The following is a 20892-nucleotide window of genomic DNA, read 5'->3' on the forward strand; positions in this document are numbered from 1 at the left end:
CCGGCCCGCGATGAGCCTCTCGTGAACGACTCCCTTTCGAGATCGGCGCGTGAACAGGCAATATGCCCGCCCGATCTGGCTCGTGTATGGCCCGCGAATAGTGAGCCACAGCGGCTACCAACGGGTACTAGTGAGACACCCTTCACCCCATCTACTCCGCATATCCCCAGGTCAGAGCCTAGACATAAGCTCTGACCTGGAACTGCCCAGCCATCCCCCGATGGCTTGTCTCCATGGGTGGGAGAACCACCGTGCCGTGGCTGTCGTTCGTCTGCGCAACCACGGCCCTGACGGGGTCGGGCGGAGCCCGAGGGAAAACAACGGGCAGGGTGGGTGGGAGAGCCACGCCACCCACCGGATCACGCCTCGGTGAGAAGCTGGAGGAGGTTGGATGGCTCCCCCCAAGGCCAGTGGCGGAGAACCTCCTCGATTTCGGGCAAGTCAGGGAGGGGGTCGTCCGTGGGGAGGGATTCCACGTAGCAGGCGGCGTCGAGGAGGGCGAGGGCCAGGCGGGCGTTGTGGCCCTCGTCGCGGGGGTCGACGCGGTCGAGGCGGCGGCGGGCCTGGGTGCGGAGGTGGTCGGCCAGCGTCTCGGTGGTGGTCATGATTTTCTCCTTGGGACTCGGTAAAACACCACCGTCGTGGCGTACAGTCACCGATCTTGCACTTTGGGTCACGACATCATCACCCAAGGTAACCAGTGATCGTGCGATCTTCGGCGTATTGGTAGCCCCCAGAAAGGCCAATGAAATCGCCGTAAGGGAACATTGGGGTCATGACTGGTGCGTTCGATGACCTGCTAGCCGCCAACACCACGTTCGCGAGCACCTTCACCGGCTCCCAGCTGACCGGCCGGGCCGCCCGTGGCCTGGCGGTCGTGACCTGCATGGACTCCAGAATCGACCCGCTCGGGCTCCTCGGCCTCCAACCCGGCGACGCCAAGATCCTGCGGAACGCGGGCGCCCGGGTCACCGACGACGTCCTGCGCACGCTCGTGCTGGCCGTATTCCTGCTCGGCGTCACCCGGGTGCTGGTGATGCCGCACACCGACTGCGGGATGGCGAAGGTCACCGACGAGGACGTGCACGCGCTGGCCCGGGCGCACGACATCGACACCCGCAGCCTGGAGTTCCGCACCGTACCGGATCAGGACGCGGCGCTACGCCACGACCTGACGCGAATCAAGGCCAGCCCGTTCCTTATTGAGGAACTCGCCATCGGCGGCGCGATCTACGACGTGCACACCGGCAAGCTGCAGCCGGTCGAACTCCCCTAGGGTCGACCAAGCCACCGATTAGGAGCCGCCGAGCAGCGCTGCTCACATGAACCCGCCGCAGGACACCACACCACTGCCCATCAGCAGGCCGAAGGCGTCGGTCAGGCGTCGATGTGGTCGCGGTCGACCTCGGCCGCGCTGCTCACGATGAACTCGCGGCGGGGCGCCACGTCACTGCCCATCAGCAGGTCGAAAATACGCTCCCCAGCCTCGACGTCCTCGATCCTGACCCGCCGCAGCACCCGGTGGCGCGGATCCATGGTCGTCTCGGCCAGCTGGTCGGCGTCCATCTCGCCCAGGCCCTTGTAGCGCTGCGGCGGCTCCTTCCAGCGCTTGCCCTTCTTCCGCAGCCCTTCGAGCACCTTGTGCAGCTCCGCGTCGGAGTAGCAGTAGACGTACTTCTCCTGCCCCCGCCCAGGATTGGTCAGCTCGACCCGATGCAGCGGCGGCACGGCCGCGAACACCCGCCCGGCCTCCACCATCGGCCGCATATACCGATGGAACAGGGTCAGCAACAGGCACCGGATGTGCGCGCCGTCCACGTCGGCGTCGGCCATCAGGATGACCTTGCCATACCGGGCCGCGTCCAGATCGAAGGACCGGCCGGAGCCCGCGCCGACCACCTGGATGATCGCGGCGCATTCGGCGTTCTTGAGCATGTCGCTCACCGACGCCTTCTGCACGTTGAGGATCTTCCCCCGGATCGGCAGCAGCGCCTGGAACTCTGAATCCCGGGCCAGCTTGGCCGTCCCGAGCGCCGAGTCTCCCTCGACGATGAACAGCTCGCTGCGGTCCACGTCGTCGCTGCGGCAGTCGACCAGCTTGGCCGGCAGCGCGGAGTTCTCCAGCACGCTCTTGCGCCGCTGGTTGTCCCGGTGCTCCCGGGCCGCGATCCGCGCCTTGGCCGCCGCGACGACCTTCTCCAGCACCGACCGCATGGCCTGCTTCTGCGCCCGCTTCGGAGTGGCGAACAGCTCCTTCAGCTCGCGCGAGACCACGTGCGAGACGATCCTGGTCGCCGCCGAGGTGCCGAGCACCTCCTTGGTCTGCCCCTCGAACTGCGGCTCCGGCACCCGCACGGTCACCACGGCCGTCAGACCTTCGAGGATGTCCTCCTTGGTGACCGGATCATCCCCGTTCTTGAGCAGCCGCGTCTCCCGCAACTGCTCATTCACCGTACGCACCAGGGCCCGGTCGAACCCGGCCACATGGGTGCCGCCCTTGGGGGTGGCGATCACGTTCACGAACGACCGCACGGTCGTGTCATAGCCCTTGCCCCAGCGCACCGCCACGTCCACGGTCAGCTCGCGCTCGACGTCGGTGGGCGTCATGTGCCCCTGCTCGTCGAGCACCGGCACGGTCTCCCGGAAGTGCCCGACCCCCTGCAGGCGTAACACCTCGCACAACGCCTCGTCCCTGGCCAGGAACTCGGTGAACTCGGAGATCCCGCCGTCGAAGTGGAAGGTCTCCTCGGTCACCTCCTCGGTACGGCTGTCGCGCACCATCAGCGTAAGACCGGGCACCAGGAAGGCGGTCTGCCGCAGCCGCACGTGGATCTCGTCCAGCGACACCTCGGCCTCGGGCAGGAAGATCTGGTGGTCCACCCACCAGCGCACCCGGGTCCCGGTGATCTTCTTGGTCAGGCGCCCGCCATCCCGCAGGCCTGACTTCTTCCGAAATTTCGCAGTCGGCCCGTCGCCCTCGAACACCCCGGGCACGCCGCGGCGGAAGCTGATCTCGTGCACCCGCCCGTCCCGGTCGACCTCGACGTCCAGCCGCGAGGACAGCGCGTTCACCACGGAAGCGCCAACCCCGTGCAGACCGCCGGAAGCGCCGTAAGACCCGCCGCCGAACTTCCCACCGGCGTGCAGCTTCGTATAGACGAGTTCGACCCCGGCCAGACCGCTCTTGGGCTCCACGTCCACCGGAATGCCGCGACCGTTGTCGCGGACCTCGATGGAGCCGTCCGCATACAGCTCGACCTCGATGCGGGAGCAGAACCCGGCCAGCGCCTCGTCCACCCCGTTGTCCACGATCTCCCAGAGGCAGTGCATGAGCCCCCGGCTGTCCGTGGACCCGATGTACATACCCGGACGCTTGCGGACGGCCTCAAGCCCCTCCAGCACCGACAGGTGACGAGCTGTGTAACCCGTCTCCGCTACCGTCACACCAGCTCCCACGCTCACGAGTCGAACACGCGTACGCAGCTTAGCGTGCGTCACGATTTCCCGACTACATAGCTTGCCAGGGATCCCGGCATGCACGTTACCTCGCGTGTGATCCCCATCACTTTTCGGAACATTCCGCTCTCGGCGTAGCCAGGGGGTGATTGGGAACGCCCTCATCGGGTTAGATGTTGTCCCAAGTGACTGTGACGCCAACATCCCCGCTCAGACGGGGTGACCCGAAAGGCGATACGTGACTGGAGCTCTCGCCCCCGCTAAGCCGCTGACCGCTCTGGACCGGTGTGACCGGTGTGGCGCTCAGGCCTACATTCGCGCGACGCTGCAGGTTGGTGCGGAACTTCTGTTCTGCGCCCACCATGGGCGTCAGCACGTGGCCGTCCTGCGCGACAAAGGTGCCGAGATCCAGGACGAGTCAGCACGACTCTCTGAAACCCCTGCGACGGCGATGGCCGACGAACGTTGATCATACGCAACGGCGCGACCGGGTTCACACCCGATCGCGCCGTTGTCCATATCTTTATGAGGCCACGCGATAGTGGTACCGGCCTGAGACGACGAATCCGGCTTGTTCATACATGGTCCGCGCCGCGGTGTTGGCCATGGTGACGACCAGATAGGCGCGCCGGGCACCGTTCTCGTGTCCCCATCCGAGCAATCCATGGAGTACGGCCGTCCCGTTGCCCTTGCGGCGCGCGGACGGCCGTACTGCCATGCAGTAGATCCCCAGCCAGTCCCCCTGGAGCACGCCTCTTCCCACGGCGTCAGGCCCGGCGGAGGCGTACCCGGCCGGAACCCCGGTCAGGATGCGCCGGCCCCATTCCCGGGCGTCGGGAATATCCGGATGGCGGCCGCCGTCCACGTCCCACCAGGTGCTCAGCCACTCCTCTGACGGAGCGTCCGCGATCTGCGCTCCCGCCGCCGGCGAGATCTCCGCCGTCATGATCAGCGTCGGATCGACCACCTGGTAGCCACGCGCCTCCAGTTCGGCGTCCAGGCCCTTCTCCGCCCCGGGACCGATCGCAAACACGCTGGGCCGCCCGAGGCCGCGGTAGAAGCGCTCAGCGTCGTCCACGCGGCTCCAGGAGCCCGTCCCGCCGAGCGGGAGGACGGAATTGGCGCGCTTCGTCACCCCGGCCGCGTAGCGATAGATCCAGGAGCCGGCGGACACCTGCTCTGGCGCGGGCCAAGCCTCATGGACCAGCCGATCGAATATCTGGTCTTCCCCGCTGAAGGTACCCATTCCGGGACTTTAACCCCTCCGGCCTGCGGGTTCCCTGGCGATAGGGTGAGCGCGTGCTGATCCTGCTGCCGCCCTCCGAGGGCAAGTCCGCCGCCAAGCGCGGGCCCGCGCTGGACCTGGCGGGCCTCAGCTTCCCCGAGCTGACCTGCCACCGCGAGAAAGTGCTCGACGCGCTCGTGCAGCTCTGCCACACCCCGGCGGCCCAGCAGGTCCTCGACCTGACCGACGGGCTGGCCGGAGAGATCACCAGGAACCGCGGCCTGCGGACGGCGCCCACGCTGGCGGCGGGAAAGCTGTACTCGGGGGTGCTCTACGACCATCTGGGACTGGCGAGCCTGCCCGCCGGTGCCCGGCGCAGGGCCACGCAGCGCATCGTGATCATGTCAGGTCTGTGGGGGGCGCTCCGGCTGACCGACCGCGTTCCGCCGTACCGGCTCTCGATGGGGGTCCGGCTGCCGCCGATGGGCGGGCTCGCCGCGTACTGGCGACCGGCTCTCAGCCCCGTCCTGGACGCGGAGCCCGGCTTGATCGTGGACCTGCGCTCGGCGACGTACGGCGCGGCGTGGAAACCCCGGCGCGACGCCAGGCAGCGCGTGATCGCGGTCCGGGTGCTCCAGGAGGCGGACGGGAAACGCACGGTGGTCAGCCACATGGCGAAGGCGACGCGCGGCGCGGTCGCGCGCTCGCTGGTCGAGAACACCAAAGCTCCGGCCACGCCGGAGCAACTCGCCCAGGTGCTGACCGGACTCGGCTACCGCGCCGAACTCGCGCCTGGACGCCTCGACATCATCATCAGTTCGTGATCACGTTCAGCTTGCCGCAGGCCCGCTGGAACTGGCTCTCCGGATCCCCGAGATGGGCCCAGGGCACCCGGCTGTAACGCCCGCTGGTCCTGACCAGGTGACCGCGCGCGGGCCGCCGGAGATCGGCGACGTAGAAGGCCGCGCCGAAGGCGTTGTGCGCCTCGATCGAACGCGGGTGCGGGGGCCCGATCCGGCGTTCCGACCACTGACCGGCCGCCGACACGATCTCCCGCTGCACATCAAAGGAAAACCAGCCGCCCCTGGACATCGGCGTGCGTTCCGCGGCGACATTCTCGAAATGCGCCAGCGGCAGCAGCGCCGGCAGCGGGCTCCCCTCCGGCGCTCGGGACGCGGTGGTCCTGGCGAATTCAAACATCTCCTGCGCGGTGCCGCCCCAGCCCGGGGAAAGCGTGACAAGCCTCGCCACATTCGCCGAATACAGCGTCGGCCACCGCCGCGCGCACTCGAACCACACCGAATCCTTGTCGGCCCTGGGCCGCTCAAGCCCCAGCGCCAGCCACAACATCGACTCCCAGGGCACCGGATCGTTCGGCGCGAGCCCCGCCGCCGTCAGCAGCGGCTGCCTGGCCTGCTCCATCGCCGCGTGATAGGCCTCCAGCCGGTGCGCCTGCACCGCCCTCGCCTTCACCTCCGGTTTTATCTCCCAGGCTTCCTCTATCCTGGTGCGGCCCAGCCACAGCCACAGGTCGGCGTTGGTCTGGTCTCTGACGATCAGGCTCTCGATGCCCTTGCTCATCCCCACGGCCGCGCGGGCGAGCGCCTCCACCCGGAGCGCCCGGACTTCGGGATCACCCCGGGTGGCCGCCAGCGCGGGCAAGCCCGCTTCGAGATTTCGACGATGGACGGCGGTTACCGTCTCATCCAGCATGATGTCCGCCCAAGGGCGGTCCGGGATCACTCGTGGCCCCCGAGCACGTGCCCGATCCACTTCGATAACTCCCACGGGGCGGAGCCTAGGCCCTCCCCGTGCTTCTGGCGCTAAAACCACGTTACGCACACGTTAACGGCCCCACTTTCGCCAAATCGAAAAGTGAGGCCGTAAAACGCTTTGCCCAGGTAATTCCTGTTAGTCCAGGTAATCCCGGAGGACCTGGGAACGCGACGGGTGGCGGAGCTTCGACATGGTCTTGGACTCGATCTGGCGGATCCGCTCCCGGGTCACGCCGTAGACCTTGCCGATCTCGTCCAGCGTCTTCGGCTGGCCGTCGGTGAGGCCGAACCGCATGGACACGACGCCGGCCTCGCGCTCGGACAAGGTGTCCAGAACGCTGTGCAGCTGCTCCTGGAGCAGCGTGAAGCTGACGGCGTCGGCCGGGACGATGGCCTCGGAGTCCTCGATCAGGTCGCCGAACTCGCTGTCGCCCTCCTCGCCGAGGGGGGTGTGCAGGGAGATCGGCTCGCGGCCGTACTTCTGGACTTCGATGACCTTCTCGGGGGTCATGTCCAGCTCGCGGGCCAGCTCCTCCGGCGTGGGCTCGCGGCCCAGGTCCTGCAGCATCTGCCGCTGGACGCGGGCCAGCTTGTTGATCACTTCGACCATGTGGACCGGGATGCGGATGGTCCGCGCCTGGTCGGCCATGGCCCGGGTGATCGCCTGCCGGATCCACCAGGTGGCATACGTCGAGAACTTGTAGCCCTTGGTGTAGTCGAACTTCTCCACGGCGCGGATCAGGCCGAGGTTGCCCTCCTGGATCAGGTCCAGGAACAGCATGCCGCGCCCGGTGTAGCGCTTGGCCAGCGAGACCACCAGGCGGAGGTTGGCCTCCAGCAGGTGGTTCTTGGCCCGGCGGCCGTCCTCGGCGATCCACTCCAGCTCGGCGCGGACGTCCACCGGCAGCTGCTCGCCGTCGGTGCCGAGCTGCTCCTCGGCGAACAGGCCGGCCTCGATGCGCTTGGCGAGCTCGACCTCCTGCTCGGCGTTGAGCAGCGGGACCTTGCCGATCTGCTTGAGGTAGTCCTTGACCGGGTCGGCGGTGGCGCCGGCCGCGGCCACCTGGGCCACGGGCGCGTCGTCATCGTCGTCGGTGAGGATCAGCACCTCTTCCTCGACCTTGGCGACGGCCTCCGGCTTGGGCTCCTCCTCGACCTCCGCGTCCGCGTCGGCCTCCGCCTCTACCTCGACTTCGATCTCGACATCCTCGATGTCGAAGTCCTCGATCTCGACATCCTCGATCTCGATGTCGTCCTCGTCCTCGGGCAGGTCGGCCGACTTGGGCTTGGGCTCGGCCTTGGCAGCCCCCGCCGCCTTGGGCGCCACCGGCGCCGTCGGCTTCGGCGGGCCGGGCTTCGGCGGGCCGGGCTTCGGCACGGCGGCGGTCTCGGCCTTCGGCTTGGCCGGAACCGGCTTCTTGGCCGGGACGGCCTTCTTGCCCACCGGCTTCTTCGCCGTCGGCGGAGCGTCGGACACCGGATCGTTCACCACAGCGGTGACGGTCTCCGGGTGCGACTCCTTGGCGGCGGCGGCCTTGGTGGTCTTCTTGACGGGCGCGGCCTTGGCGCGGCTCTTCGCCGGGCCCTTGGCCTTCTTGGGCGCTGCGGAGTCCTCAGCCGTGAGCCTCACGATGATGCCCTCTTTGCTGAGGCTGCGCAGGATTCCGGCGACTTGCGGCAGCGGGATATCCGCTTCCTCGACGGCCCGGCGGACATCCTCAGATTCGAGGAAACCCTGCGAGCGCCCACGCTCGAGGAGCTGCTGAATCACTGGCTCGTTCAGCTCCGACGGCTTCGAGCGAGTCGAACTTGCAGGCGACACGAACACCTCTCGAACGAACGCATGGCGAGAATGGACCCAGGTGGTTGCTTCTTTTCCGATGGCGTGGCCGCGCGGACCGCGACATGCCATTCTGGCACGCCACGACTGCCCGTACGGCCACCTCCGGCCGGTTGCTCTCCACCCTAGGCCGACCGAGACAGTAGTGCGTACGGAAGTCGGTCACCGATACCCGAAAGCAACCGTTATGACTGTTTCATTCAGTCACTCTTCGTGGCTGCGGGAACGTGGACCGCGAGCACCGTCACGTCGTCATCCTGCTCATACCCGGACAACATCCTGTCCACCAGGAAATCCAGCAACATATGCGGACTTGTCACAACTTCTTCGGGGGCTTCGGCCACGACGGCCGTTAGTTCCCTGAGTCCGGCGTCGAGTCCGCGCTTGCGGTTCTCCACCAGACCGTCGGAGTAGAGCACCGCCGTGTGCCCGGGCGGCACGGCGAAGCGGAACTGCTTGCGGCTGGTCGCCCAGCCCAGCGGCGTGCCGGGCTCGGTTTCGTAAAGAATCGCCGTACCTTGCGGGGAGACCAGCAGGGGCGGCGGGTGACCGGCCAGCGCCAGCGTGCCCTCCCCGGTGCCGGGCTCGACCACCATGTACGCCAGGGTGGTGACCTGCTCTTCCTCCTCGGTGGCCTCGAACACCCGGTCCAGGCCGGTGAGGACCGCCGCGGGCGGCGGGTTGGTCAGCGCCAGGGCGCGCATGGCGTTGCGGATCCGGCCCATCCCGGCCGCCGCCTTGACGCCCTTGCCCATGACGTCGCCGACCACGGCCGCGACCCGCCCGTCCTGCAGGACGAACGCGTCATACCAGTCGCCGCCGACCTGCACGTGCCGGGAACCCGACCGGAAACGCTGGGCCAGCACCAGGCCGCGCACCACCGGCAGCCGGTCCGGCAGCAGGCTGCGCTGGAGCGTTTCGGCGGTCTTGTGCTCCCGCTCGAACAGGGTGGCCCGCTCCACGGCGAGCGCGCACTGCCCGGCCAGGGCCTCCAGGAAGACGCCGTCCTCCTGGGAGATCTTCTGCGGCCGGGTGAAGGAGAACCGCAGCGCGCCGAGGGCTCGCCCGGCGGCCAGCAGCGGCAGGCCCACCCAGGCCCGCTCCTCGGTGTGCGAGAGGAACCCGTTGATCTGGGCCGCCTCGCCGCCGGCGTCGGTGAGCTGGGTGCGCAGGCTGTCCGGCGACTCGGCGAAGACCGGGCGGCGGCTGTTCACCGCCATGGTCATCACGCTGGACCTGGACAGCAGGATGTCCTCGCCCGGCGCGCTCGGCACGTCCGGGATGCCGCCGCTGTTGATCACTTTCAGGCTGGCGCGTTCCTGGTCGAGCAGGGCCACCGCAGAGTGGTCGGCGGCCAGTGCCGTACGCCCCACGTCGATGATGACCTGGACGACCTGCTCCACGGTCAGCGCCTCGGCCAGCATGGCCGTGGCGCCCTGGAGGCGGGCGGTGCGCAGCGCCGCGGCGCCGAGCTGGTCGGTGAGGCGGCCGCGCATCTCCTCGGCCTCGCGCTGCGGCGTGACGTCGGAGTTGGCGCCGACCCACTCCACCACCCGGCCGTGCCGGATGATCGGGACTGCCCTGACCTCGAAGTGCCGGTAGCCGCTGGCCCGGGTGCGGACCCGGTAGCTCCACTCGAACATGGTCCGGCCGCGCAGCGCCTCCCGCCAGGCCTCCTCGGCGGCCGGGCGGTCGTCGGGATGGACCGCGTCCAGCCAGCCGTGCGCGAGGTATTCCTCCAGGCCCTGGCCGGTGATGGCGCGCCACTGCGGCGCGTCCTCGATCACGGCGCCGCTGGGCGAGGTGATCCAGACCAGCTGCTGCTGGGATTCCACCAGGGAGCGGTAGCGCTCCTCGCTGCGGCGCAGGTCCTCCTCGGTGAGCTGGCGCTCGGTCACGTCCACGCCGAACAGGGCGGCGCCCAGCGGCGCGCCCTCCTCATCGCGCATGGGGAAGAAGGCGACGGTCCAGTGCCGGGTGTCGCCGTTCTCCGCGCGGGTTCTGAGCCGCTGGTCGGTGACCGGGAGCCCCTCCTCCGCGATCCTGCGCAGCGCGGAGTCGATCAACGTGGCCAGATCCGCCGACAGAAGATCAGCGGGAATACGATCAATATGCCGCTCGACAGGGTGCCCGGTCAGCTCGGTAAAGGTTGAGTTGACACGGACGAACCGACCAGACGGGTCGAAAAACGCGAAGGCGAACGGCGCCTCCGACATAAGGCCTTGAAAGAGGCCAGAGTCTGAGATGTCCAAACCCGACTCCCGGGGACGGGGCACGGAGGTTTCGGCGCTCATGGTCGGCACCTCCGTCGCGTGCCAGGGTCTCCCACGAGGCACATCTCCATAACTGTGTTGAGTAGCGCAGGTCTGCCCTACATCATCGGCGATGGGCATGCGCGGACGGAAGCCCCGCCCGGCATGCGGTCAACGCATCCTGTCAAAAAAGCGCCACCTCGCGCAGCAAGATCTGACGGCTTACCCCACGACTACTTGGCAGCTCGCTTCGCTTCCTGCTTCGCCTCGCGCACTTTCGCCAGGCTGTCGGGGTCGACCACGTCGGCCACCGACCGGTGCACCCCCTCCTCACCGTACGGCCCGGCCGCCTCGCGCCAGCCCCGGGGACGGACCCCGAGCTGCTTGCCCAGTAAAGCCAGGAAGATCTGTGCCTTCTGCTTACCGAACCCGGGCAGCGCCAGCAGGCGGCGCAACAGCTCGGCGCCGTCGTCGACATCGGTCCAGATCCCGTCGGCGGAGCCATCGTAGTGCTCGACCAGATAGGCCGCCAGCAGTTGGATGCGACCGGCCATCGCGCGGGGATAACGGTGCACCGCGGGCTTGGCGGCCAGCAGGGCCTCGAACTCCGACGGCTCGTAGGAGGCGATCGCGGCCGCGTCCAGATCGCGGCCCATCCGCGCCTCGATCGTGTACGGCCCCGCGAACGCCCACTCCATCGGAATCTGCTGGTCAAGCAGCATGCCGAGGAGCAACGCCAGCGGGCTGCGACCGAGCAGCGCGTCGGCGTCCGGCTGCTGGGCGAGCTGGATGCGCATGGGTCCAGCTTCGCACGCGACGGGCCGCCGGGGAGCGAGGACGGCCGATCGTGGGGAAAGATCACCCTTAATCCGGTCAGAACCAGACCACAATGAGGCTTGACACCAGCGCGGAAAGTTATGGAATGAGAGACGCACGACCCCCCATATCAATGAGAAAGTTGCGATCTGGACAGCCGCGGCCCTGCGGCTGGCTGCGGGACGGGTTTCTCGTTGATGACAGTGCCCCGTGCGAAATTTCGGACATCTTCGGAAATCGAGCGCCTGTCGGCCATAGAGCCCCAACCAGCGAGGAGTGCATCTACCCATGCCGGTTCTCGCCCCACGCAGTCCCAATAATCCCAGCATTCCCGACATTCCCGGCAAAACCGATATTTCCGGCGTTTCGGGGAGGTCGGAGCAGCGGCTGACGCAGCCGGTCAGCGCCGTGCTCGCGGCCGAATTCACTGCCGTGCCCCGCCCGACCGTCGAGCGATGTGTCGCGGATGTGCTGGCTTGTGCGGAACACCTTGGAGTTGAGGTGACAACAGCTATTATCGAACGGATCGCTCGCGAGCACCTCCTCGCGATGATCAACTCTGCCCCGCCGAGCAGCAGATAACGGGGTAGTCACCAGCCCGCGTTCCGGATGCCGTTTCGCGCCATAATGCGAGAAGGTAGAGGCGTGAGTGAGCGGAACGAGCGAGCCGACTGGAACGGCAGTCGTGACGCGGGGAACGACGGGCGGACCGAGGAGCCCCCGTGAGTCGAAGACGGCGACGAGATCCCCGTGAGAATCCGCCCGACGACGTTTTCGCGGAGATGCTGCTGGCGGCGCGCGAACTGCTCGCCGTAAGGAGCCCGCTGGACGCCGAACTCATGGTGTCCGACATGCTGGGCGCCTGGTGGGGGAAACGCCTGCGCGGCGGCGACGTCGAGCAGATCCTCGGCGAAGGGCTGGTCGACTACGCCGCCAAGGCGGGCAGCCCGGCCGCGCTCACCCTGCTGATCTCGGTGGCCTACCTGGGCACGGCGCGCCAGGCGGCCAAAGCCGAGGGCGCGGCGCTGGCGCTGATGGAGTCCGACGTGGCCAGGCCGGGCTGGGCCGAGCGGGTCGGCGCGGTCAAACCCGCGGGCTGCTTCGTCTCGCGCGACATCTACGGCGACCAGGACACCGTGGTGTGCACGTTCGCGTACAACGGCGAGGACACCCACGCGCTGGTGATGGTCGTGGACTACAACATGCGCGGGATGGCCCGGGACGCCTGGGTGTCCACCCAGGTCGACAAGCTGCTGGAGCAGGCGGGCCTGGAGGCGGCCGGCAATCCGATGCTGCGCTTCGAGGAGATCGAGCCGCAGCAGGCCAGGGCGCTGCTGGAGTTCGCGATGAAGGCGACCAAGGAGGCGTACGACCGGAAGGCCCCCAAACTGGTCAGCGACAGCTACAGCGCCTACCACGCGTTCGCCCGGTCCAGGATCAAGGCGTTACCGCCCGGCCGCAAGCGCCCGGCGCCGCCGCACAGCGAGGCCCCGTACACCCGGGAGCGGCGGGCCATGCTGGCCGCCGAGTTCCTCAGCTCGGACGCGGCCGAGAACCTGTCCGACCCGTCGGCGGCCTCCCGCTGCGCCGACCACATCATCGACTACGGCTGCGACCAGGACTTCGGCCGGCCGCGGCGGGTCAGCCCGACCAAGTGCGAGACGTTCCTGCTCGACTGGCTGCCGCGCAAGGTCATGCTGAGCCCCGCCGAGCAGGACGCGATGCCGCACGTGCTGTCCGCCTGGGTGCGTTTCGCCGGTTACCGCATCGGCCTGTCCGAACACGCGGTACGGGCGACGCTCGACGCGGTCTGGGAGGCCACCGGCCGTTTCACCGAGGCCTACCGCGACCCGACCACCTTCGGGCTGGACCGTTCGCTGGTCGAACGCCTGCTCCCGGACGGCGACCTGTCGGCGCTGGCCCGCCGGGCGTTCGTGTTCCCGATGTTGCAGGGCAAGCACGGCGACATCGACCTGGACGCCCTGAACCCCGCCGACGAGGCCGACCGCCGGATCCTGCTGGAGATCGACCACGCCAGCGAGTTCGACCGGCCGGACTTCGCCGAGCACCTCGCCTGGCACCAGGAGATCGCCGGGCGGCTCTGGAACGGCGACCCGCCGCAGATGTGGGAGGCGGCCCAGCGCCTGATCGACCTCGGCCACGACCGCCACGACGTCCTGCACGTACTCATCGAGATCGCCGAGCGCATCGGCGACCATCCCGACGAGCTCGCCGCCGCCCTGGACGACATCGCGGACATCCCGGACGAGCCTCCGACCTGACGGAACATCACCGTGCCGGGTACAAAGCCTGGGGAGTTCCTGAGGGCGGCGAGCTCCCGCGGCGGGCATGATGTGACGATGATCGATCTCAACGCCGACCTCGGCGAAGGGTTCGGCGTCTGGAAACTCGGCGACGACGCCGCCCTGCTGTCCGTCGTGACCAGCGCGAACGTCGCCTGCGGCTTTCACGCCGGCGATCCGGTCACGATCCGCGCCACGTGCGTGGCCGCGGTGGCCCGGGGGGTCGCCATCGGCGCCCAGGTCTCCTACCGCGACCTGGCCGGGTTCGGCCGGCGCGACATGGACGTGCCGCCGGACGAGTTGCGCGCCGAGATCCTCTATCAGGTGGCCGCCGTCGACGGCATCGCCCGGGCGGTCGGCGGGCGGGTCTCCTACGTCAAGCCCCACGGCGCGCTCTACAACCGCGCCGTGCACGACGAGCGGCAGGCCGAAGCCCTGCTGGCCGCCGTCGCCGAATACCCGGCGCCCGCGCCGCTGCCCGTGCTCACCCTTCCCGGCTCGGTCATCCTCGACATCGCTCCTCGTTACGAGGTCCCGACGGTCACGGAATTCTTCGCCGATCGCACCTACACCCCGTCCGGCACGCTGACCTCCCGGCGCGAGCCCGGCTCGGTCCTGCATGACCCCGCCGAGGTGGCCGCCCGCGCGGTGCGCATGGCCACGGACGGCACGGTCGTGACCGTCGACGGCGGCGAACTCGCCATGCGGGCGCGCTCTATCTGCGTGCACGGCGACACTCCCGGCGCGGTGGCCCTCGCCCAGGGCGTGCGAAGCGCGTTGACCGACGCCGGGATCGAGATCGGGCCCTTCGCATGACCGGCGCGATGCGGCGGGTCGGGGAGGACGCGCTGCTGGTGGAGACGGGTTCGCTGGCGGAGTCGCACCGGCTGGACGCCGTACTGCGAGGCCGGCGGCTCGCGGCGGTGGAGGAGATCGTTCCGGGCCCGGAGAGTGTGCTCGTCGTGGCTTCTGGTGGGAGTTTTGGGGAGATTTGGGAGCAAATTGAAGAGGCGGTCTCGGAGCGGGGCACGCGGGGTCAGGCCGGTGTGCCCGGAGCGGCCGAGGTGGTTGTCGAAGTCGAGTACGACGGGGTGGATTTAGAGGTGGTCGCGGAGTTAACGGGGTTGCGGGTGGATGAGGTGATCGCACGGCACTGCGGGTCGCCGTTCGTGGTGGGGTGGCTGGGGTTCGCGCCGGGGTTCGCCTATCTGGTGGGGCTTGATCCGGCTTTGGAGGTGCCTCGGCTGGAGGTTCCGCGCACATCGGTCCCGGCCGGGTCGGTGGCGATCGCAGGGGGTTATTCGGCGATATATCCGGCGGCATCGCCGGGTGGCTGGCGGCTTCTGGGCCGTACCCGGATGCGGGTCTGGGACGAACACGCCGAGCCACCGTCGTTGTTGCAGCCGGGGACGCGAGTGCGGATGATTCCGGCGTGATCGAAGTCGTGGAGCCGAGGCCCATACGCCACCGTTCAGGATCTAGAACGGCCGGAAACGCGAGTGCGGATGGTTCCGGCGTGATCGAAGTCGTGGAGCCGAGGCCCATACGCCACCGTTCAGGATCAAGAGCGGCCGGAAACGCGGGTATGGACGGTTTCGGCGTGATCGAAGTCGTGGAGCTGGGGCCATACGCGATCGTTCGGGATCTGGGGCGGCCGGGGATGCAGACATGGATGGTTCCGGTGTGATCGAAGTCGTGGAGCCGGGGCCGTACGCCACCGTTCAGGATCTGGGGAGGCCGGGGTATGCGCATCTGGGGGTGCCCCGATCGGGGGCGGCGGATTCGCGTAGTGCGGCGCTGGCGAACCGGCTGGTTGGGAATCCGGAATCCGCCGCCGTGATCGAGCTCACCTTCGGAGGGGCGGTCCTCCGGTTCGCGCGGGGGGTCTGGGTAGCCATCACCGGTGCATTCTGTCCCGTCGAGGTTGACGGGCGGACGGAGGGGATGTCGGGGCCGGTTTGGGTGCCCGCCAATGCTGAGCTCAGGATTGGCATGCCTTCTTGCGGTTTGCGTACCTATGTGGGGGTCAGGGGTGGGATCACCGTGGAACCCGTTCTGGGGAGCCGTTCCACGGATTCGCTTTCGGGGTTGGGGCCCCGGCCACTGCAGCGGGGAACGGTTCTCCCGGTGGGCGAGACCGGCGCGACGTTGTCGGTCGATCTCGCGCCGGTCGCGCCGTTCGCCCGGCAGCCGGTCGTCGGGGTGATCAGAGGGCCGCGGGACGACTGGTTCACGCCGGATGCCCTCCGTGACCTGTGCGCCGAACCCTATGAGGTGACCTCGGAGAGCAACCGGGTCGGGCTTCGCCTGTCCGGTCGCCCCCTGACCCGGAGCCGCCAGGGGGAACTGCCGAGCGAGGGCATGGTGTCGGGCGCGATCCAGGTCCCCCCGAACGGCCAGCCGATCGTCTTCCTGGCCGACCATCCGCCGACGGGCGGCTATCCGGTCATCGGGGTCGTCCGGAGCTCGGACCTGCCGGCCGTCGCCCAGTGCCGCCCCGGGACCCGGATCCGCTTCCGCCTCACCGCGGCTCAGGAATGGCCGCCGACGAAACCGATGTCCGCGTAGTCCAGGTCCCGGAAGCCCCTGGCGCCGACGTTGGCCAGGTTGGCGCGCACGGCCACGTTCTGCGGGCGCTGGTAGAGGGTGAGCACGTTGACCTTCTGCCAGACCAGCAGATCGGCGGCGTTCAGGTGCGCCCTGGCCCGGACGGGATCGAGTTCGGCCGCCGCCTGGCGCAGCGCGGCGTCGATCTCACGACTGCCGCTACGGCCCAGGTTGGCGTTCCACACGATGTCGTCCCCGGGGCCGATGACCCCATTCGCATAGGTCCCATAAGCCGACGAAACAGGAAATGGCGTGCCTACGTATGAGAAGGGCGCGATGTCATAGTTGCCGGGGATGACGTATTTGGTGAAGAAGTCGCCGCTCGGGACTGTTTGCAGGGTGATCCGTACGCCCAGCGGGCGCAGCATCGCCTGAACGAGTTCCCCCTCGGACTTCGCCAGCTGCAGGCCGGACGGGATGACGAACCGGATCGCGAGCTCCCTGCCGTTGCGGGCCCTGGTCGCGCCGGTCATCTTCCAGCCCGCCTCATCGAGCAGCCGGGCCGCCCGCGCCGGATCCTGCTTGCCGAGACTGCCCGCGTTCGCCTGGTACCCCTCCTGGCTGTTCATCAGGAAGTGGTTGTCCAGCAGCGTCGCCGGCCAGTTCAGCCCCTGCAGATCGGACTGCGCGATCACCCTGCGGTCCACACTGAGCGCGATCGCCTGCCGAACCCGCACGTCGGACAGCATCGGGCTTTCCCCATTGAAGGTGAGATGTCGGAAATCGGGCGCGGCCGCTTGGCGTACGACACCGCCCTGGGTGCTCCTGGCGCGCGCGTAGTCAGGCGCCGAGGGCCCGATGTCGAACACGTCGAGTTCCCCGTTGGCGAAGGCCCCGATCCGCGCGTCGGACTCCAGCCCTCTGAAGATGATCTTGTCGAGCTTGGCCCGATCACCCCACCAGGCATTGTCCCTGGCGATCGTGACAGTCTTCGCGGTGTGGTCGAAGGCGGCGAACTTGAACGGGCCGGCCGTCACCGGGATCCTGCTGGTCCAGGCGCTGTTGAACGCCTCCGGCGTGGCATTGGCCGAGGCCGGGTAGAGCGGGGAGAACAGCGACCGCCAGTCCCCGAAGGGCCGCGCGAAGGTCACGATCACCTGGTAGGCGTTCTTGCCTTTCGCGATGCCGGTGATGTCCTGATATCCAGTGACAGTGGCCACCCGATAGGCGGTGTTGACCCCCCGCAGCGCCTGCCACTGCGCGACATAATCGGCATACGTGATCGGCTTCCCGTCCGACCACTTCGCCGCCGGATTCAGCGTGTACGTGACGACCTGCCGCGGCGTGGTGGCCGTGACCTCAGCCGAGATCACATAGTCCCGGTCGACCCGGATATTCGCCCGCTCGTCCGACCGGAACGCATGCGGCAGCAACGCGTCCATCACGGTCTTCACGTCCGCGTGGTTCCCGTCGATATGGTGCTGGTTCCACTGCACCGGATACTCCGTCAGCCCCCACCGCAGCGTCCCGCCGTCACTCACCCGATCCCGCGCGACCGGATTGATGTCGTACGCCTTGACCGCGTCCCCCGCCCGCATCGTCGCGTTCGGCGGACCCCCACAGGCCGTCACCACCAGCAGCAGCCCCGGCAGCAGCCCTGGCAGCACAGCCCCGATCCATCGTGCTTTCAACGTGTTCCTCCAGAAGGGTGGTGGCAGGCGGCCCCATCCGCCCCGCCAAGCTCGGGCTCCTCGCTCACGCACCGGGATCCCAGCGCGCCGGACAGCCCCGCGTACACGGGGCAGCGACTCCGGAACCGGCAGCCGACCGGCCCTCCGACCGGCCCTCTGACCGCCGCCCCGACCGGCCCTCCGGTCGGCCGTCTAACCGGCCCGCTGACCGACCGGAGCGGATCATCTCCGGGCGGATCCCCGCTGAGCGGCACGCGCGACCGGGCTCGCTCCCGCACCGGATCGGGCACCGGCACCGCCGCAAGCAAGGCCCGCGTGTACGGATGCCGAGGCTCCGCGAAAATCCGCTCGACCGGCCCGATCTCCACAATCCGCCCCGAATACATCACCGCGACCCGATCGGCGATCCTCCGCACAACAGCCAGATCATGCGCGACGAACAGGTACGAAATCCCCAGCCGCGCCTTCAACTCCACCAGCAACTCGATGATCTCCGCCCGGATCGACACATCCAGCGCCGACACCGGCTCATCGAGCACCAGCAACCGCGGCGCCAACGCCAACGCCCGGGCGATAGCGATCCGCTGCCGCTGCCCCCCGGAAAAATCATGCGGATAACGCGCGGCATGCCCGGCCTCCAACCCCACCAGCCGTAACAACTCCGCCACCTGCCCAATCGGCAACCCATGCGTGCGCAGCGGCTCGGCGACGATGTCATGCACCGTCATCCGCGGATCCAACGACGCCATCGGATCCTGAAACACCACCTGCACATCCCGCCGAAGCGCCAGCCGCTCCCGCCCCGTCAGCTCCGCCGTATCCCGCCCCAGCACCACGACCCGCCCTCCCTGCGGCGGCCCCAGCGCAAGCAACTCCATCAACAACGTCGTCTTCCCACACCCCGACTCCCCCACCAGCCCCAGCGTCTCCCCGGCCCGCACCTCAAAACTGACCCCATCCACCACCGCCACACCCCGCCTATACCGCTTGACCAGCCCCTCCACCTCCAACACCAGCTCCCCCGACCGCTCAGCCACTCCCGGAGCAAACCCACCCTGCCCGGGCTCGAAAGGCTGAACGGCCTGAACAAGCCGCCCGGCACCACCAGGCTGAACGGCATGCCGCGGCTCGGACCGGCTGAGGCGAGCGGATTGAGCGAGCGGCTGCTGCCGAGCATGCCGTCCGGGGCGCTCGGGATAGTCGGGGCGCTCGGGATAGTCGGGGCGCTCGGGATAGTCGGGGCGCTCGGGATAGTCGGGGCGCTCGGGATGGCCGGGGCGCTCGGGATGGCCGGGGCGCTCGGGATGGCCGGGGCGCTCGGGATGGCCGGGGCGCTCGGGATGGCCGGGATGGGGACGCGTCTGCCGGGCTGGGTCGTCGATTCGGGGTACGGCCGCGAGCAGGGTTCGGGTGTAGGGCGTGCGTGGCCGGTAGAACAGGTCGTCGACAGGTCCGGTTTCCACTACGTGGCCGGAGCGCATCACCAGGACGCGATCGGCGAGTCCGGCCACGATGCCGAGGTCGTGGGTGACGAAGACGATGGCGGCGCCGGTCTCGTGGCGGGCGGTTCTGAGCACGTCGAGGATCTGGGCCTGGACTGTGACGTCGAGGGCGGTGGTCGGCTCGTCGCAGATGATCAGGTCGGGGTGGTTGGCGATGGCCATCGCGATCATCACGCGCTGGCGCATGCCGCCGGAGAACTCGTGCGGGAATGCGCGTGCCCGCCGCCTGGGGTCAGGGATGCCGACCAGGTCGAGCAATTCGACGGCACGCGCTCGGGCGTTCTTCCGGGACACGTCCTGATGCGCCCGGATCGCTTCGGCGACCTGATCCCCGACCCGATACACCGGCGTCAGCCCGGCGAGGGGATCCTGGAAGACCATCGCCATCGCCTTGCCACGCAGCGCGGCGAGCTCTTTCTCCGGCGCGCCTAGCAACTCGCGCCCATGCAACCGGACCGACCCGGTCACCACGGCCCGAGGCGGCAACAGCCCGAGCACGGCCAATGCGCTCACCGATTTCCCGGACCCCGACTCCCCGACGATCCCGAGCACTTCCCCGCGCGCGACATCGAACTCGACGCCCTGGACGGCCAGAACATCCCCGAAGCGAACCGCCAACTCGCGCACTTCCAGCACCGTCACCGCCGCCCCCCGTTCGAGGTGGGGTCGAAGGCGTCCCGCAACGCGTCGCCGATCAGGTTGACCGCGAGGATCATGAGTACGAGCAGCCCGGCAGCGAACCAGAACGTCCAGGGCGCGTAGAGCGCCGTTCTGGCGCCGTCCGCGATCAACCCGCCGAGGGACACGTCCGGCGGCTGCACACCGAACCCGAAATAGGACAGCGATGTCTCGGTCAGGATGGCCGCGCTGACGTTGAGCGTCGCGTCAACGATCAGCAGTGACGCCATGTTCGGAATCACATGCCGGAAGATGATTTTGTAGCCGGGCACGCCCATGAATCGGGCCGCCAGCACGTACTCCCGTTCCTTGATCGAGATGGTCATCCCGCGGACCACCTTCGAGGTGACCATCCACATGAACGCCGCCAGCAACACCACCAGCGCCGGCCACGCCCCCGGCCCCAGCGCCGGTGACAACACCGCCACGATCAGGAATGCCGGCAACACCAGCAACAGGTCCGTGACCCAGCCGAGCACCCGACCGGTCCACCCCAAGTAATAACCAGCAAACGCCCCCACCACGGCCGCCACCGCCGTGGAAACCACCGCGACCAGCAACCCGATCAGCAACGACTTCTGCATCCCCCGCAACGTCAACGCGAAGACATCACCCCCGGTCTGCGTGGTCCCCCACCAATGCGCCCCCGAAGGCCCCTGCAGAAACGCCAGAAAGTCCTTGTCCTTATACGACCAATCCCCAACAACCGGCCCCACAAAGGCCAGCAGAAACAACCCCCCCACCAACAAAACCCCAACCCGCCCACCCCAAGACCCCACAAACCGCCCACAAACAACCCGCCACCGC

At 68.5% G+C, this 20892-nt stretch carries 18 protein-coding genes; 8 read left to right on the forward strand and 10 right to left on the reverse strand.

Going from position 1 to position 20892, the window contains the following annotated elements:
• Positions 1-359: 359 nt before the first annotated feature.
• Complete coding sequence (locus tag ABGB08_RS09300; RefSeq protein WP_155358407.1) at positions 360-605, reverse strand: hypothetical protein; 246 nt, start codon at positions 603-605, stop codon at positions 360-362.
• Positions 606-775: 170 nt separating this feature from the next.
• Between ABGB08_RS09300 and ABGB08_RS09305 the strand changes: the two genes are divergently transcribed.
• Positions 776-1276, forward strand: a complete 501-nt coding sequence (locus ABGB08_RS09305) for a carbonic anhydrase (protein ID WP_347588416.1) — start codon at positions 776-778, stop codon at positions 1274-1276.
• A 101-nt stretch (positions 1277-1377) separates the two neighbouring features.
• Here ABGB08_RS09305 and ABGB08_RS09310 read toward each other — a convergent pair whose 3' ends face one another.
• Entirely contained in the window at positions 1378-3444 is a 2067-nt protein-coding gene (locus ABGB08_RS09310) for a DNA topoisomerase IV subunit B (RefSeq protein WP_174900249.1), read from the reverse strand.
• A gap of 250 nt (positions 3445-3694) precedes the next feature.
• On the opposite strand from ABGB08_RS09310, the gene ABGB08_RS09315 reads away from it, so the two are divergent.
• A complete protein-coding gene (locus tag ABGB08_RS09315) occupies positions 3695-3925 on the forward strand; it encodes a hypothetical protein (RefSeq protein WP_155338533.1) in 231 nt (76 codons plus the stop codon).
• A gap of 54 nt (positions 3926-3979) precedes the next feature.
• On the opposite strand, the gene ABGB08_RS09320 is transcribed toward ABGB08_RS09315, so the two are convergent.
• A complete protein-coding gene (locus ABGB08_RS09320) occupies positions 3980-4702 on the reverse strand; it encodes a GNAT family N-acetyltransferase (protein WP_347588417.1) in 723 nt (240 codons plus the stop codon).
• A 53-nt stretch (positions 4703-4755) separates the two neighbouring features.
• On the opposite strand from ABGB08_RS09320, the gene ABGB08_RS09325 reads away from it, so the two are divergent.
• A complete protein-coding gene (locus ABGB08_RS09325; RefSeq protein WP_347588418.1) occupies positions 4756-5505 on the forward strand; it encodes a peroxide stress protein YaaA in 750 nt (249 codons plus the stop codon).
• Here the strand turns inward: ABGB08_RS09325 and ABGB08_RS09330 are convergent.
• The 4 genes from ABGB08_RS09330 to ABGB08_RS09345 form a co-directional block, all read right to left on the reverse strand.
• Entirely contained in the window at positions 5495-6394 is a 900-nt protein-coding gene (locus ABGB08_RS09330; RefSeq protein WP_246268876.1) for a hypothetical protein, read from the reverse strand. The two genes, ABGB08_RS09325 and ABGB08_RS09330, sit on opposite strands and share 11 nt — an antisense overlap.
• A 198-nt stretch (positions 6395-6592) precedes the next feature.
• Entirely contained in the window at positions 6593-8278 is a 1686-nt protein-coding gene (locus ABGB08_RS09335) for an RNA polymerase sigma factor (protein ID WP_347588419.1), read from the reverse strand.
• A 218-nt stretch (positions 8279-8496) separates the two neighbouring features.
• The gene (locus ABGB08_RS09340) at positions 8497-10590 is read right to left on the reverse strand and encodes a SpoIIE family protein phosphatase (protein WP_347588420.1); all 2094 of its coding nucleotides are present in this window, start codon (positions 10588-10590) and stop codon (positions 8497-8499) included.
• 191 nt (positions 10591-10781) lie between these two features.
• Positions 10782-11345 (reverse strand): HhH-GPD-type base excision DNA repair protein, encoded by a 564-nt coding sequence (locus ABGB08_RS09345; RefSeq protein ID WP_155358415.1) that lies wholly within the window; start codon positions 11343-11345, stop codon positions 10782-10784.
• A gap of 307 nt (positions 11346-11652) precedes the next feature.
• On the opposite strand from ABGB08_RS09345, the gene ABGB08_RS09350 reads away from it, so the two are divergent.
• The 5 genes from ABGB08_RS09350 to ABGB08_RS09370 all read left to right on the forward strand — a co-directional run bounded on the left by ABGB08_RS09350 (position 11653) and on the right by ABGB08_RS09370 (position 16235).
• Positions 11653-11946: a hypothetical protein gene (locus ABGB08_RS09350; protein WP_347588422.1), complete on the forward strand. Its 294-nt coding sequence runs from the start codon at positions 11653-11655 to the stop codon at positions 11944-11946.
• Between the two features lie 200 nt (positions 11947-12146).
• Entirely contained in the window at positions 12147-13646 is a 1500-nt protein-coding gene (locus ABGB08_RS09355; protein WP_155358465.1) for a hypothetical protein, read from the forward strand.
• Positions 13647-13724: 78 nt separating this feature from the next.
• Positions 13725-14483, forward strand: coding sequence for a 5-oxoprolinase subunit PxpA (locus ABGB08_RS09360; RefSeq protein WP_347588424.1), 759 nt, complete (start codon positions 13725-13727; stop codon positions 14481-14483).
• Positions 14480-15103, forward strand: coding sequence for an allophanate hydrolase subunit 1 (locus tag ABGB08_RS09365; protein ID WP_347588426.1), 624 nt, complete (start codon positions 14480-14482; stop codon positions 15101-15103). The genes ABGB08_RS09360 and ABGB08_RS09365 overlap by 4 nt, the downstream gene beginning before the upstream one ends.
• A 232-nt stretch (positions 15104-15335) precedes the next feature.
• A complete protein-coding gene (locus ABGB08_RS09370; protein WP_347588428.1) occupies positions 15336-16235 on the forward strand; it encodes a biotin-dependent carboxyltransferase family protein in 900 nt (299 codons plus the stop codon).
• On the opposite strand, the gene ABGB08_RS09375 is transcribed toward ABGB08_RS09370, so the two are convergent.
• From ABGB08_RS09375 to ABGB08_RS09385, 3 genes are read right to left on the reverse strand one after another with little or no spacing between them, the layout of a single operon-like run.
• On the reverse strand, positions 16199-17905 hold the full coding sequence (locus tag ABGB08_RS09375) for an ABC transporter family substrate-binding protein (protein WP_347588430.1): 1707 nt from the start codon (positions 17903-17905) through the stop codon (positions 16199-16201). The genes ABGB08_RS09370 and ABGB08_RS09375 overlap by 37 nt on opposite strands.
• On the reverse strand, positions 17902-20049 hold the full coding sequence (locus tag ABGB08_RS09380) for a dipeptide ABC transporter ATP-binding protein (protein WP_347588432.1): 2148 nt from the start codon (positions 20047-20049) through the stop codon (positions 17902-17904). Before ABGB08_RS09380 ends, ABGB08_RS09375 begins: the two co-directional genes overlap by 4 nt.
• Positions 20046-20864: an ABC transporter permease gene (locus tag ABGB08_RS09385; RefSeq protein WP_246268880.1), complete on the reverse strand. Its 819-nt coding sequence runs from the start codon at positions 20862-20864 to the stop codon at positions 20046-20048. The genes ABGB08_RS09380 and ABGB08_RS09385 overlap by 4 nt, the downstream gene beginning before the upstream one ends.
• Positions 20865-20892 lie beyond the last annotated feature (28 nt).

Source organism: Acrocarpospora sp. B8E8 (assembly GCF_039871605.1).
Lineage (GTDB): Bacteria > Actinomycetota > Actinomycetes > Streptosporangiales > Streptosporangiaceae > Acrocarpospora > Acrocarpospora macrocephala.

Bases quoted from the DNA above. Each gene is read 5' to 3' on its own strand.
- ABGB08_RS09300 (WP_155358407.1), bottom strand. From the start codon at position 605: ATGACCACCACCGAGACGCTGGCCGACCACCTCCGCACCCAGGCCCGC.
- ABGB08_RS09365 (WP_347588426.1), top strand. From the start codon at position 14,480: ATGACCGGCGCGATGCGGCGGGTCGGGGAGGACGCGCTGCTGGTGGAG.
- ABGB08_RS09320 (WP_347588417.1), bottom strand. From the start codon at position 4,702: ATGGGTACCTTCAGCGGGGAAGACCAGATATTCGATCGGCTGGTCCAT.
- ABGB08_RS09340 (WP_347588420.1), bottom strand. From the start codon at position 10,590: ATGAGCGCCGAAACCTCCGTGCCCCGTCCCCGGGAGTCGGGTTTGGAC.
- ABGB08_RS09355 (WP_155358465.1), top strand. From the start codon at position 12,147: ATGCTGCTGGCGGCGCGCGAACTGCTCGCCGTAAGGAGCCCGCTGGAC.
- ABGB08_RS09360 (WP_347588424.1), top strand. From the start codon at position 13,725: ATGATCGATCTCAACGCCGACCTCGGCGAAGGGTTCGGCGTCTGGAAA.
- ABGB08_RS09305 (WP_347588416.1), top strand. From the start codon at position 776: ATGACTGGTGCGTTCGATGACCTGCTAGCCGCCAACACCACGTTCGCG.
- ABGB08_RS09350 (WP_347588422.1), top strand. From the start codon at position 11,653: ATGCCGGTTCTCGCCCCACGCAGTCCCAATAATCCCAGCATTCCCGAC.
- ABGB08_RS09330 (WP_246268876.1), bottom strand. From the start codon at position 6,394: ATGCTGGATGAGACGGTAACCGCCGTCCATCGTCGAAATCTCGAAGCG.
- ABGB08_RS09370 (WP_347588428.1), top strand. From the start codon at position 15,336: ATGGATGGTTCCGGTGTGATCGAAGTCGTGGAGCCGGGGCCGTACGCC.
- ABGB08_RS09345 (WP_155358415.1), bottom strand. From the start codon at position 11,345: ATGCGCATCCAGCTCGCCCAGCAGCCGGACGCCGACGCGCTGCTCGGT.